Annotated in this window: 14 protein-coding genes; 8 read left to right on the top strand and 6 right to left on the bottom strand. The window is 34.7% G+C overall.

Annotation, left to right across the window (positions count from 1 at the left end; all coding sequences use genetic code 11):
• Nucleotides 1-103: 103 nt before the first annotated feature.
• Nucleotides 104-943 (bottom strand): hypothetical protein, encoded by an 840-nt coding sequence (locus EDB96_RS00420; protein WP_134138714.1) that lies wholly within the window; start codon nucleotides 941-943, stop codon nucleotides 104-106.
• Between the two features lie 308 nt (nucleotides 944-1251).
• Between EDB96_RS00420 and EDB96_RS00415 the strand changes: the two genes are divergently transcribed.
• The 6 genes from EDB96_RS00415 to EDB96_RS00390 all read left to right on the top strand — a co-directional run bounded on the left by EDB96_RS00415 (nucleotide 1252) and on the right by EDB96_RS00390 (nucleotide 7676).
• Nucleotides 1252-2643: a stage 0 sporulation family protein gene (locus EDB96_RS00415; RefSeq protein ID WP_134138713.1), complete on the top strand. Its 1392-nt coding sequence runs from the start codon at nucleotides 1252-1254 to the stop codon at nucleotides 2641-2643.
• Complete coding sequence (locus EDB96_RS00410) at nucleotides 2627-3106, top strand: gliding motility lipoprotein GldH (protein WP_134138711.1); 480 nt, start codon at nucleotides 2627-2629, stop codon at nucleotides 3104-3106. The genes EDB96_RS00415 and EDB96_RS00410 overlap by 17 nt, the downstream gene beginning before the upstream one ends.
• A gap of 10 nt (nucleotides 3107-3116) precedes the next feature.
• Nucleotides 3117-5423 (top strand): penicillin-binding protein 1A, encoded by a 2307-nt coding sequence (locus EDB96_RS00405; RefSeq protein ID WP_057115373.1) that lies wholly within the window; start codon nucleotides 3117-3119, stop codon nucleotides 5421-5423.
• Nucleotides 5424-5588: 165 nt separating this feature from the next.
• Nucleotides 5589-6290 (top strand): CoA transferase subunit A, encoded by a 702-nt coding sequence (locus EDB96_RS00400; protein WP_134138710.1) that lies wholly within the window; start codon nucleotides 5589-5591, stop codon nucleotides 6288-6290.
• A 111-nt stretch (nucleotides 6291-6401) separates the two neighbouring features.
• Nucleotides 6402-7055, top strand: coding sequence for a 3-oxoacid CoA-transferase subunit B (locus EDB96_RS00395; protein ID WP_134138709.1), 654 nt, complete (start codon nucleotides 6402-6404; stop codon nucleotides 7053-7055).
• Nucleotides 7056-7244: 189 nt separating this feature from the next.
• Nucleotides 7245-7676, top strand: coding sequence for a hypothetical protein (locus tag EDB96_RS00390; RefSeq protein WP_134138708.1), 432 nt, complete (start codon nucleotides 7245-7247; stop codon nucleotides 7674-7676).
• Between the two features lie 124 nt (nucleotides 7677-7800).
• On the opposite strand, the gene EDB96_RS00385 is transcribed toward EDB96_RS00390, so the two are convergent.
• Together EDB96_RS00385 and EDB96_RS00380 are read right to left on the bottom strand one after the other, a co-directional pair.
• On the bottom strand, nucleotides 7801-8331 hold the full coding sequence (locus EDB96_RS00385; RefSeq protein WP_057115369.1) for a DUF6646 family protein: 531 nt from the start codon (nucleotides 8329-8331) through the stop codon (nucleotides 7801-7803).
• A gap of 51 nt (nucleotides 8332-8382) precedes the next feature.
• The gene (locus EDB96_RS00380) at nucleotides 8383-9117 is read right to left on the bottom strand and encodes a metallophosphoesterase family protein (RefSeq protein ID WP_057115368.1); all 735 of its coding nucleotides are present in this window, start codon (nucleotides 9115-9117) and stop codon (nucleotides 8383-8385) included.
• Nucleotides 9118-9256: 139 nt separating this feature from the next.
• Here EDB96_RS00380 and dinB point away from each other — a divergent pair, with 139 nt between their 5' ends.
• Nucleotides 9257-10339 (top strand): DNA polymerase IV, encoded by a 1083-nt coding sequence (gene dinB, locus EDB96_RS00375; protein ID WP_134138707.1) that lies wholly within the window; start codon nucleotides 9257-9259, stop codon nucleotides 10337-10339.
• Nucleotides 10340-10437: 98 nt separating this feature from the next.
• Nucleotides 10438-10938 carry a PAS domain-containing protein gene (locus EDB96_RS00370; RefSeq protein WP_057115366.1) on the top strand — a complete coding sequence of 167 codons (501 nt, stop codon included), beginning with the start codon at nucleotides 10438-10440 and terminating at the stop codon, nucleotides 10936-10938.
• 112 nt (nucleotides 10939-11050) lie between these two features.
• On the opposite strand, the gene EDB96_RS00365 is transcribed toward EDB96_RS00370, so the two are convergent.
• From EDB96_RS00365 to EDB96_RS00355, 3 genes are all read right to left on the bottom strand, one after another.
• Complete coding sequence (locus tag EDB96_RS00365; protein WP_134138706.1) at nucleotides 11051-12655, bottom strand: fumarate hydratase; 1605 nt, start codon at nucleotides 12653-12655, stop codon at nucleotides 11051-11053.
• Nucleotides 12656-12728: 73 nt separating this feature from the next.
• Entirely contained in the window at nucleotides 12729-13475 is a 747-nt protein-coding gene (locus tag EDB96_RS00360) for a hypothetical protein (protein ID WP_134138704.1), read from the bottom strand.
• A gap of 19 nt (nucleotides 13476-13494) precedes the next feature.
• Nucleotides 13495-14172: a hypothetical protein gene (locus tag EDB96_RS00355; protein WP_134138703.1), complete on the bottom strand. Its 678-nt coding sequence runs from the start codon at nucleotides 14170-14172 to the stop codon at nucleotides 13495-13497.

Raw genomic sequence — 14172 nt, 5'->3', positions numbered from 1 at the left:
AGTAAAATAAGTTTATTGTTTTCTAATGACATGAATCCTCCTAAGTGGTTATTTTTCCTAAGCATTTTGTTGAAATATTTGCATCTAACATTGGGATAGACTCTTAGCAATCAATATATCCTAACTTTACACAAGCAGACAAAAAATCCTCTCGAAATGCTTTCGCATTAAATCCATTCAGTTTTTTCTCCTTATCGACTAAAATTTGAGTTGATTCATATAGCAATTCAAATACATATGAACAAATTGACTCCTTAGATGATAAACTTCTTAGCTTTTCAAAATCTGGTTTAACACTATAATGACCTACATTATAGGTATATAATTCGGTATGAGATGCTCGGATATCAACTCTTTTTTGAAAACGAAATGACCAAGAATCCCTATCTTTTGAATAACGTTCAACTAATTCTAAATCTATCCATAGATGTTCCATAACTCCTCCATAATCTTTGTATAATTCTTTTTCAAGATTTGGAAAATAATCTTCAATGGCATCGGCAACTTTCTCGGTGCTTGAATCCAAAATGTTTGCATGAAATGCTATTTTTAAAGGTGTTCCAATAGTTCTTAAACGACTTTTAGGTAATTCTCTTATTATGCCGCTTTCGAAGACACCATATGTAGTAAAATGAATTATTTTTGTGCATGATATATTCATTACACCGATTTCTTTTTTGTGCAGCATTTTACCGATTTCTTCGGCAACAATTGATTTTGAAACCAATGAGCTTTTATTTGATGAAATAAAGAGATATACTTCATCTTCTTCAAAAGTAGTATTTATCGCTTCGTTAACTATTTCGGAATCAAAATCCTGGTTAATTCCGCAATACAACCATTTTACTTCTCCATCGTTTTGAGCCAATTCGCCATTTTCGTTCAACCAGTTTGCCTTGAAAAATTTGCTATTGTATAATCTGAATAATTGTTTTGAGTCCATTTGATAATTTATATAATGTTTTTTGAATTTAAATTTTAACCACAAATGTAGTTTTGAAAACTGTTGAAAATGACCTCAATAAGGTATAAAAAAGACAGAATAAGCCTTTTGTTGAGTTCATCTTTTAGAGAAAGAAAACATATTAATACATGAAGTTTTAAATTGATTGTTTTTTTTAATCAAGACATTTTTTTATTTAACATCCCTTTAGTTTTAATCCTTAAATAGCCAAATAAAAAAAATACTATCTTTACCGATCAAACGTTTATGAACTTAAGCTGCGTTTTAGCAGCACTACATATATAATTATGGCATGTACAAGTTGTTCAACCTCAGATGGCGGCGCGCCAAAAGGTTGTAAAAATAATGGGACTTGCGGCACCGATAGCTGCAATAAATTGACAGTTTTTGACTGGCTCGCAAACATGAGTCCGTCTAATGGAGAGGCGATTTTTGATTGTGTTGAGGTACGTTTTAAAAACGGACGTAAGGAATTTTTTAGAAATTCAGAGAAATTAACTTTAAGTATTGGTGATATTGTTGCAACTGTGGCTTCACCAGGACATGATATTGGAATTGTAACTCTTACAGGCGAATTGGTAAAAATTCAAATGAAGAAAAAAGGGGTAAATTACGAAAGTAATGATGTACCTAAAATCTATAGAAAAGCATCTCAAAAAGATATTGATATTTGGTCTGTAGCGCGTGATCGTGAAGAACCAATGAAAGTTCGTGCCCGTGAATTGGCGATTCAGCATAAATTAGAAATGAAAATTTCTGATATTGAATTTCAAGGAGACGGATCTAAAGCGACTTTTTACTACACAGCCAATGATCGTGTCGATTTTAGAATGCTGATTAAAGATTTTGCTAAAGAATTTAGCACAAGAGTAGAGATGAAACAAGTTGGTTTCCGTCAGGAAGCAGCTCGTTTAGGCGGAGTTGGTTCTTGCGGACGTGAACTTTGCTGCTCGACTTGGCTTACGGATTTTAGAAGTGTGAATACTTCGGCAGCTCGTTATCAGCAGTTATCATTGAATCCACAAAAATTAGCGGGACAATGCGGAAAATTAAAATGCTGCCTAAACTATGAGTTAGATACTTACATGGACGCATTAAAGGATTTTCCAGATTACGATACCAAACTGGTTACAGAAAAAGGAGATGCTGTCTGCCAAAAACAAGATATTTTTAAAGGATTAATGTGGTTTGCTTATACTAATAATTTTGCAAACTGGCATGTTTTGAAAATCGATCAGGTAAAAGAAATTATTGCTGAAAACAAACAAAAAAACAAAGTTTCTTCTCTTGAAGATTTTGCTGTTGAGGTAGTTTCAGAGCCGGAAAAAGACTTTAATAATGCGATGGGACAAGAGAGTTTAACTCGTTTTGACCAGCCAAAAAGAAAGAAAAAACCAAACCGCAAACGTAAACAAAATACAGAAGCGGCTGGTGTTGCAGCTCCGCCAAAACCGCAACAGGAAAAAAACAACAATATTATTAAGCCTGCTGGTAACAATAATCAAAATCCGAATAATTCAAACAAGCAGAACAAGCCTAATAACCCAAATAAGCAAAATCATAAGAACAAGCCAAATCCGAATAAACAAAACAATTCGAATAAGCAGCAGTCAAATGATAACAAATCTGCTGAACCTAGAAAACCAATAATTAATGCTAAAAATGAGAATAAAAAATAGCGGAGTTCTTCTTTTGGCAGCGATACTTCTTTTTTCGTGTGATAAAAAAAGAGTATTCGACGAGTATAAATCTGTTGGGAGTGCTTGGCACAAAGACAGTATTGTAAGCTTTGATCTGCCAGTTTTAGATTCTACAAAAAAGTACAATTTATTTGTAAATATAAGAGACAACAACAATTATCCGTTTAATAATTTGTTTTTGATTGTCGCTATCGAAACGCCGAGTGGTTTTACAAAAGTAGATACTTTAGAATATCAAATGGCAGCGCCGGATGGAACTTTATTAGGAAATGGATTTACTGATATTAAAGAAAGTAAACTGTATTACAAAGAAGACGTAAAGTTTAAAGGAACATACAAAGTTCATATCAAGCAGGCTGTTAGACAATCGGGTAAAATTCCTGGAGTTGAGGCTTTAGAAGGTATTACAGACGTTGGTTTTAGAATAGAACAAAAAGATTAGAAAAATAGTTATGGCTGCTAAAAAAAACAATCAATCAAATAGCGTTAAGGATATTAATTATTATAAAAAGAAATTTTGGAGGGTTTTTGCCTACTCAATGCTTGGCGTTTTAGCTTTCTTTTTATTTGCGTCTTGGGGATTATTTGGATCTATGCCTTCATTTGAAGATTTAGAAAATCCAGATTCTAACCTTGCAACAGAAATTATCTCTTCTGATGGAGTTGTAATTGGTAAATATTTCAAAACCAACAGATCTCAGCTTAAATATTCAGATCTGCCAAAAAACTTAGTGGAAGCACTTGTTGCAACCGAAGATGCACGTTTCTACGAACATTCGGGAATTGACGGGCGCGGAACTTTAAGGGCTGTTTTTAGTTTAGGAACAAATGGAGGAGCGAGTACGCTGACGCAACAGCTGGCGAAACAATTATTTCATGGTGAAGGTTCTAAGTTTTTGCCTTTTAGAATTGTACAAAAAATAAAAGAATGGATTATTGCCATTCGTCTGGAAAGACAATATACCAAGAATGAAATTCTGGCGATGTACTGCAACGTTTACGATTTCGGAAATTATTCTGTTGGAGTAAGTTCTGCCGCACAGACTTATTTTTCAAAAGAACCAAAAGATCTGACAGTAGACGAATCGGCTATTTTGGTCGGAATGTTCAAAAACTCAGGATTATACAATCCGGTAAGAAATCCAGAAGGAGTAAAAAATCGTCGTAATGTGGTTTTATCACAAATGGCAAAAGCAAAAATGATTTCAGAATCAGAAAAAGAAAGACTTCAAGCTTTGCCTATTACTTTGAAATTTAAATTAGAAAGCCACCGTGAGGGTATGGCAACTTATTTTAGAGAATATCTTCGTGATTACATGAAGAAATGGGTTACCGAAAACAAAAAGCCTGATGGTTCTGAGTACGATATTTACAAAGACGGACTTAAAATCTATACGACTATAGATTCTAGAATGCAGATGTACGCAGAAGAAGCTGTTTCTGAACACATGAAAAACTTGCAGCAACAGTTTTTTATTGAAATGAAAACCAATAAAAATGCTCCGTTCGTAAATATTACGCAGGCTGAAACAGATCGAATCATGATGCAGGCAATGAAGAATTCTGATCGCTGGGCACAAATGAAAGATATGGATAAAAGTGAAGATGATATTATCGCTTCATTTAAAGTAAAAACCAAAATGCGTGTATTTACTTGGAAAGGAGAGCGTGACACCATCATGACACCGCTGGATTCTATTCGTTATTACAAACACTTTTTACAGTCTGGTTTAATGGCTATGGAGCCTCAAACCGGAGCAATTAAAGCTTGGGTTGGAGGAATCAATTACAAATACTTCCAATACGATCACGTAGGGCAGGGAGCAAGACAAGTAGGTTCTACTTTTAAACCGTTTGTTTATGCAACTGCAATCGAAGAATTAAATATGTCTCCTTGCGATTCTATTCTTGATGGTCCGTTTATGATTCACAAAGGACGTCACCATGTAACTGAGGATTGGGAACCAAGAAATTCAGATAACAGATACCGTGGAATGGTAACTTTAAAACAAGGTCTTGCGAATTCGATTAATACAGTTTCGGCTAAATTAATTGACAGAACAGGTCCAGAAGCAGTTGTAGAATTGACTAAAAAATTAGGAGTAAAAACAGAAATTCCAGTTCAGCCATCAATTGCATTAGGTGCGGTAGATATTACGGTGGAAGATATGGTTGCGGCTTACAGCACATTTGCCAATCAAGGAGTTTATGTTAAACCTCAGTTTTTAAGCAGAATTGAGAACAAAAGTGGAGAGGTAATTTATGAGCCAATTCCAGAATCTCATGATGTTTTAAATAAAGATATTGCCTTTGCAGTAATTAAATTGCTTCAAGGGGTTACAGAAACTGGTTCTGGAGCACGTTTACGTACGCAGGGCGGTGGAAGCGGAGACAATCGTTGGACTGGTTATCCGTACATGTTTAAAAACCCAATTGCTGGTAAAACAGGAACAACACAAAATCAATCAGACGGTTGGTTTATGGGAATGGTTCCAAACCTGGTAACAGGAGTTTGGGTTGGATGTGAAGATCGTTCGGCACGTTTTAAAAGTTTAACTTACGGACAAGGTGCAACTGCAGCTCTTCCGGTTTGGGCTTACTTTATGAAAAAATGCTACGCAGATCCAGAACTTCAAGTTTCAAAATCTGAATTTGAGCGCCCAGCCAATCTTTCTATAAAAGTAGATTGTTATACTAGGCCGGCTATTGTAAAAGATACTACTCAGACAGAACAAAATACTGATGAATTCGAATTGTAACAATGTTGCATTAAATCCATCTAATTAAAAATCATCCCTTTATCATTCTTTTTTAAAAGAGTTGTAAAGGGATTTTTATTTCGGTTTTATTTTTACGAAATCGTTATAATTTAATCTAAAAATCTTATTTTTATCAAAATTATTCGGTAATAAAGACAGTTTGTTATGATAACAAAAAAAGTAAATAGTGTTCAGGATGCTATCAAAGGAATAGAAAGCGGTATGACCATTATGTTTGGCGGTTTCGGTTTATGCGGTATACCTGAAAATACAATTGCAGCTTTGGTAAATACACCCATTTCAGATTTAACTTGTATTTCTAACAATGCAGGTGTCGACGATTTTGGTTTGGGATTATTGCTTCAGAAAAAGCAGATCAAAAAGATGATTTCTTCTTATGTGGGTGAAAATGCCGAGTTTGAACGTCAGATGCTTTCAGGAGAATTAGAAGTAGAACTTACGCCTCAGGGAACTTTGGCAGAACGCTGTCGTGCAGCTCAGGCAGGAATTCCGGCTTTCTTTACGCCAGCAGGTTACGGAACTGAAGTTGCGGAAGGAAAAGAAGCACGCGAATTCAACGGTAAAATGCATATTATGGAAGAAGCTTTTAAAGCCGATTTTGCGATTGTAAAAGCTTGGAAAGGTGATGAAGCTGGTAATTTGATTTTCAAAGGAACAGCCCGAAACTTTAATGCGTGTATGGCGGGTGCAGGAAAAATAACAATTGCAGAAGTCGAAGAATTGGTGCCGGTTGGTTCATTAGATCCAAATCAAATTCATATTCCTGGAATTATGGTGCAGCGAATCTTTCAAGGAGAAAAATTTGAGAAGAGAATCGAGCAGCGCACAGTTAGACAGAGAGCTTAATTAGATAATTAGAAAATGTGTCAATTAGATAATTACTCAGATGCACAAAGTAGGATTATCAAATTATCTCATTGACTAATTGACACATTAACAAATTGACACATTGAATTTATGTTAACAAAAGAAGATATAGCAAAGCGAATTGCGAAAGAAGTAAAAGACCGTTATTTCGTAAATCTTGGAATTGGGATTCCAACTTTGGTTGCAAATTACGTTCGAGAAGATATAGCTGTTGAATTTCAAAGTGAAAATGGAGTTCTCGGAATGGGGCCTTTTCCGTTTGCTGGCGAAGAAGATGCAGATATTATCAATGCAGGAAAACAAACTATTACAACACTTCCGGGAGCGAGTTTCTTCGATTCGGCTTTTAGTTTTGGAATGATTCGCAGCCAAAAAGTAGATTTAACAATTCTAGGGGCAATGGAAGTTTCTGAAAATGGAGATATCGCGAATTGGAAAATTCCAGGCAAAATGGTAAAAGGAATGGGAGGTGCTATGGATTTAGTGGCTTCCGCCGAAAATATCATCGTTGCCATGATGCACGTAAACAAAGCAGGAGAGTCGAAAATCTTAAAAAGATGTACTTTGCCATTAACAGGCGTAGGCTGTGTTAAAAAGGTTGTAACTGAGCTTGCAGTACTCGAAGTAACCGAAAAAGGTTTTAAGCTCTTAGAACGAGCGCCAGGTGTCTCAGTCGAGCACATCATTGCATCAACAGAAGCCGATTTGATTATTGAAGGTGAAATTCCTGAGATGATTGTTTAATTTTAGGTTCAAAGGGACAAAGGGACAAAGGAGCAAAGGAGCAAAGGTTCAAAGTTTAAGTGCTGAAAATAAATTTATATTAAGAGAACTTTCTTAAAAGAAGGTTCTCTTTTTATTTTCTGCTAGGGTTTGATAATTGAAACGTAATCTTTTTCTTTATATTTGCTGTGATTTTAAATAAAAACACATTTGGAAAAGTTTGTAATAGATATGAAATGGGGAAGTTATTTCTTCATTGTAAATACGTTAAGTTCTATTTTTATAGTTTTAATAATGTATTTAATTAATAGTTACAGCTTAATATATTTAAGTGATATTCTAATACCTGTTTTTATAATTCAATTATTATATTTTGTTATTAAAGCCGTTGCAGAAAATAAAAAACATGATTTAAGCAGAGGTTATCGAAAGTTCTTTGTTTTTATTAGGCTTTTAGTGTTCTATTTCATGTTAGTTTCATTTTCAAATGAAAGCACAAATATTTGGTGTTTTTCCCTATTGCTTCCCTATAGAAGAAAAGACATTTCAGAATTAGTAATAGAAGAGAACTCAAATGAAGATAACAGCATTACATTGAATGAGTTTATTGTTATCTTAAAAAGAAAGTTCAGCAGATTATAAATCAGCAATTATATAAAAAGAAAAAACCGCTTATAGCGGTTTTTTTTATGCAGTAAATCTCTGAACCTTTGTCCCTTTGTCTCTCTGAACCTTTGTCTCTTTGAACCTTTGCTCCTAGAAAAAGCTATTGCAAATTAAAAGAAGCTCCTAAACTAAAAGTCGCTTGATTATTTAAATGGTAAAAAGGATCATCGTTTGTGCCATATTTTGCAATTGGGAATCCGATTTCTGTGAAAACACCAAATCCGTCAGTAAAGAAATAACGACCACCAACATGAGCTCCGAAATTATGTAAACCTAAACTTAATCCAGGGTAAATGTCTAATTGTTCAACACCAATTACACTTGATAAATTAGCATTAATTCTTGCTTTTGCATCAAAACGATCACCGAAATCTGGTTTTTCATCATTATAAGCGGTAGTGCTTCCGTGGTAGAAACCGTTAAAATTATCAACTCCTAACAAGTAGTTTGCAACAAAACCAAAAGAGAAATTTTCTCCTAAACCAAAATCAATTGATCCCTGAATTCCAGAACCACCATCTTGAAGATTAGCGCCAACGTTTACTCTAGTGTCACCTTTACCAGTGAAGGCTTGTTGTGCATTAATAAATCCGAATGATACTAAAAACAAGAGTGTAATAACCTTTTTCATAAAATTTTAAATATTAATTATTTTGAACGGCAAAAATAAATTTTAAATAAATTAATTCCTACCTTTTTCGTTAAAATAGAGTTCGTTCAATGGTTCGCTTTGCCAGTATTCTTTGGTGTCGACATTCATAATTGTAAGCGGACCTCGAAAGGCTGCCCCAGTGTCGACATTCCAAACACAGGCTTTGTTTACAGGAACTGTCTTTCCTATTCGTGTAACAGGAGTATGCCCTATGTAAACTTCTTTATAAACGCTAAATCTTTTGGGATAGTTTAAATCGTCTTCTTTTAATTTTGGGTCTAATGAAAGAGCTGTTTCCCAAAGTGTTCTGTCCCAATAAAATAGTTTCGAAAAATATTCCCATTTTACGCCATTTAAATTGGTGAAACCAGCGTGGACAAATAAACGATTTTGATCGTCAAGATAATAATCCTGAAGATTTTCTAAAAATTCGATATGTTTTCTCTTCTTATCCGAGGAAATTTTGGAATAGCCTTCAACTGTTGCTTTTCCGCCATGTTTGTACCACATTTCTTCATCAAAATCATCATGCCTGTTTTCCAGCCAGTCCAATGCCAGCTGATCGTGATTTCCTCGTATGCAGATGCAGTTTTGTTTACTTTTTAAATCAATCAAATAGTCGATTACTTCAACAGACTGACTCCAGCCGTCAACATAATCGCCCAAAAAAATTAGAGTATCTTCTGTAGTAACTTCGGCTCTCTTCATCACTTGTTCAAGTGCAAGTAACCCGCCGTGAATGTCACCTATAACAAATGTTCGCATTATTTAATTTTTCGAGTAGAAGAACAAAAATAGAAAGAATAATTGGTTTGAACTCATCGAATCTATATTCTTTAAAGATTGATATTATTTATAACTATTTGAAGCACTTTTTTATTGCTTTCCTTTTTAAATTTGTAGCATGTCTGAAACACCAACATATCGCAAAATTATTCATATCGATATGGATGCATTTTACGCATCGGTCGAGCAGATGGATAATCCAGAATTGCGCGGAAAACCTGTTGCGGTTGGAGGTTCAGAAAATAGAGGCGTCGTTTCGGCGGCAAGTTACGAAGCGAGAAAATTTGGTGTGCGGAGTGCCATAAGCGGCGTTCTGGCCAAGAGATATTGTCCAGAAATTATTTTTGTACGTCCACGATTTGACCGTTACAAAGAGATTTCATCTAAAATTCATAAAATTTTCCATGATTACACCGATTTGGTTGAGCCTCTTTCGCTAGACGAAGCTTATCTTGATGTTACCCAAAATAAAAAAGGAAATCCCAGCGCGAGTTTATTGGCGCAGGAAATTCGAACAAGAATTTTTAATGAAGTTGGTTTAACAGCTTCTGCGGGTATTTCTGTCAATAAATTTGTGGCTAAAATTGCAAGTGATTACAATAAACCAAACGGGCAAAAGACGGTAAATCCAGATGAAGTTGAAGCCTTTTTAGAAGACCTGCCAATTCGTAAGTTTTATGGAGTTGGAAAAGTAACTACAGAAAAAATGTACCAGCTTGGCATTTTTACAGGAACTGATTTGAAAAGTAAATCGTTAGAATTTTTGGAGAAACACTTTGGAAAATCTGGAGCGTTTTATTACAATGTAGTTCGAGGTATTCATAACAGCGAAGTAAAATCATCCCGAATTACCAAATCTGTTGCCGCAGAACACACTTTTGATGTAAATCTTTCTTCTGAAATCTTTATGATGGAGCAATTGGAACGAATTGCAGTTTCATTAGAAAAGCGTTTGAAAAGGCACGATATTTCGGGTAAAACCATAACACTTAAAATTAAATATAGTGATTTTTCGCAGCAGACGAGAAGTAAAACCCTGCCGTATTTTATTTCTGATAAAAGTTTGATTATGGAAAACATAGAAGAATTACTGTATCAGGAAAAAATGAAAGATTCTGTACGCCTCCTCGGAATTTCTCTAAGTAATTTAAATACTGAAATTAAAAAAGCAGTTGCTGTTCAGTTAAAATTTACTTTTTAATAAAAAGTTTAAGTGTATATTAATATAGTACTATAATCCCATACAGGAGTTTTTATCTATCTTTGATAAAGATTTGTCCATACTCTAAATCATTTAATATGAAAAATACAGGCTCTGATGATTTTTTACAACGAAATTCAGTTCCAATTTTAGCTTGGGATTTTCACTATGAATATCTAAATGAACTAAAAGGATTGGCTACAGATTTGGAGAAAGTAAATCAAATTTCAAATCAATATACTTGGGACGAAGAAAAACTCAATATACAAGAAAGGATCAAAGAAGAGGTAGTTGTAGTTACGGATCTAGATTTTAAAATAGTTTTCGCTTCAAGCGGTATCAAAAAAATGACAGGCTATAAACAGGAAGAAATTTTGGGTCAAACGCCAAAAATGTTTCAGGGACCTGCAACCTCTAAAAAAGATTTAAAAGAAATTAGAGAGGCCTTAAAAAAGAAGATTCCTTTTGAAAAAACACTGGAAAATTATAGAAAAAATGGACAGACTTATAAATGTAAAATAGATGCTTTTCCTGTTTTTAATCTAAATGGCGAAGTATCGCATTTTATAGCTTTCGAAAAGCAGGATTTAAGTGCTTGATTTGCCAGTAAGACGAAAAGTTTATAATAAAAAAAACCGCTGAATTAGCGGTTTTTTTATTACTTAATATAATCTAGAACTTAGTGTCTTAGCGCCTTAGCGGCAAAAAAAGTTATAAGTTCGCAAAAAAATCATTTCCTTTATCGTCGGTGATAATGAATGCAGGGAAATCTTTTACGGTGATTTTACGAACCGCTTCCATTCCTAATTCTTCAAAATCAACTACTTCAACTTTTAAGATATTATCCTGAGCCAAAATCGCAGCTGGACCTCCAATAGAACCTAAATAGAATCCGCCGTATTTGTTGCAGGCATCTGTAACTTGTTTCGTACGGTTTCCTTTGGCCAGCATAATCATGCTTCCTCCATTTTTTTGGAATTCATCAACATAAACGTCCATACGGCCGGCAGTTGTTGGTCCGAAACTTCCAGAAGCCATTCCGTCTGGTGTTTTTGCAGGACCTGCATAATAAACAGGGTGATTTTTGAAATATTCGGGCATTGGTTTTCCAGCGTCCAATAATTCTTTGATTTTTGCGTGTGCAATATCTCGGGCAACAATAACAGTTCCGTTTAATTTTAAACGTGTTTTAACTGGATATTGAGATAATTTTGCCAAAATATCTGCCATTGGCTGATCTAAATCAATTTCTACAGGTGCTTCTAAATGCGGAGCTGTTTCTGGTAAAAATTGTTTTGGATTTGTTTCTAACTGTTCAACAAAAATTCCGTCTTTGGTAATTTTTCCTTTAATATTTCTATCGGCAGAACAAGAAACTCCCAATCCAACTGGGCAAGAAGCTGCGTGACGCGGCAAACGAATTACTCGAACGTCATGCGTGAAATATTTTCCTCCAAATTGAGCACCAATTGCACTTTCCTGGCAGATTTTCTGAACACGTTCTTCCCACTCAAAATCACGGAAAGCCTGACCAGCCATGTTTCCTGATGTTGGAAGATTATCATAATATCCTGCAGATGCTTTTTTAACAGCGCTTAAGTTAGCTTCTGCAGAAGTTCCGCCAATAACCAAAGCTAAGTGGTATGGTGGACAAGCAGACGTTCCTAAATCTTTTATTTTTGTGCGGATGAATTCATCTAACGATTTTTCATTCAACAAAGATTTTGTCTGCTGGTATAAATAAGTTTTGTTTGCAGATCCGCCTCCTTTTGCCATAAACAAGAATTCGTAAGAAGTTCCTTTTTTAGCATAGATATCAATTTGAGCCGGAAGATTGGAACCTGAATTCTTCTCTTCGAACATCGAAATCGGGACAATCTGCGAATAACGTAAATTTCTTTTTTGGTACGTATTAAAAATTCCTCGGCTTAACCATTCTGCATCATCAACACCAGTAAAAATACTTTCGCCTTTTTTGGCCATTACAATTGCAGTTCCAGTGTCTTGACAGCTTGGTAACTGACCTTCGGCAGCAACAGATGCATTTTGAAGTAAATTGTACGCTACAAAACGATCGTTATCTGTAGCTTCTGGGTCATCAAGAATTTTTCTTAGTTTTTTCAAATGACTCGTTCGCAGCATAAACGAAACATCTGTTAAAGCTTCTTCAGCCAATAATTCTAAACCTTTTGGATCAACCGTTAAAACTTCACGTTCTCCAAATTGTTCCACTTTCACAAAATCTGAGGTGATTTTGCGGTACTGCGTATCATCCTTTAAGATCGGATAAGGATCTTGGTATATAAAATCAATCATTGTTTTGTTTTTTGACAAATTTAGAAATTATTTACCTAAGAAAGAATTTGAATAAGACTTCTGAGCACTTTTGTTATTGACTGTTAAATTGATCGAAAGTCATCTTTTTTTCAAAGTATGCTTTATCTTTTGCAGATAATAATCTCTTGCTCCATTGGTTTCCTTTTAACTCAAAAGAGATTGAATCTGAGTGTGTAAGGATTCCCATGTCAAGGTTTTCATCTTCATCAGCAGGGACAAATGCAACAGTTTTGCAATAAAAAGATTTTGGGTCAGAATTTTTAGAAGGGTTCGCAATTTCTACCCAGCTTCCCCAGCCGCTGTCTGTCATTGTATTCCATTGATGAACCAACTGCAGAGTATTGTTTTTTAGGTAATACAAGTAATTATCGTGCGTATAACCACAAGCAGGATAACCCACTGAGATTTGTACAAATGGTGAATTTTTTGAAGTTTCTGAAGTTAATCCGTAAGAAGCAACCCATTCTGATCCTTTTTCAAAACCTTTGATTGTGATTTTAGATGAGGCAGTTTTATTTTTATTTTGATAGAAATCTAATCGATATTTTACCGTAACAATGCTGTCTTGATCTGCCTGCTGCTCTACAAGATTGGCTAAAATGTAGTCTTTAGAAGACTGTTCTTCATTTACGTAAATCGCAATAGTATCTGTTTTGATAACTTTATCGTTTGCTGAATCATCAGTTTCAACTGAAATTTCTTGAGCTGCAGGTAATTCTGCAACTGTTTCTGTTTCTGTAGATTTTGTTTTTTGACATCCGATTAAAAGGACTGAAAAAAGAAGAAGTGGTATTTTCATGGGGAATAGATTAATATTATTATTCTACTGATAAAACTAAAAGTTTCTTTTTTTGATATAGTTCGGCTAATGATATTTTTTCTCCGTTGAGATAGAAAAGCTGATCTTCGTACTTTACTTCTTTAGGATCGATTAAAAAGCAGTAATTATCGCGGTCATTTAAAACGCTGAGATTATCATAATTCAACTCTACAACTTTGACATATTTGATGATATTGAGTTTATGAACTTCTTCTAAGGTTACCGGAGTGCTTTCATCATATCTAAAAAAGAATTTTTCACCGCCGCCAGGCATTCCAAACCAAGGCATCGCTTTTCCTGAAACAAGATCGATATAATCTGGAGCTTCATTGATAACGAATAATTTTTGATCCATATTTTCAAAAAATTCGGGAAGAGATTTGTTTTCGAAAGCTTCATTCTCTTTCCAGAAATATATTCCTTGATTTTGCCAAGAAGGATTTTGAAGATCTTTCGCAGTAGCAGCATCAGAATAATGCATATACAACTCGCGTGGCATAAAAGTCAAAATAGAATCGTTTATGAGCCAGTCGATCTTATTGGGTTCAAATTTATTTTCTTCAGCTTTAGGCTCTTCAACAGCCGTTTGGTCTTCAGTAAAATGAATTTGTTCTTCAGATTCTTTTATACTTTCAACCTTCTGTTCTTTATTAAAAAGCTTCTTAAATAAATTCAT

It is taken from the genome of Flavobacterium sp. S87F.05.LMB.W.Kidney.N, from assembly GCF_004366435.1.
Taxonomy (GTDB): domain Bacteria; phylum Bacteroidota; class Bacteroidia; order Flavobacteriales; family Flavobacteriaceae; genus Flavobacterium.
This window is presented reverse-complemented; position numbering and strand designations above follow the sequence as displayed.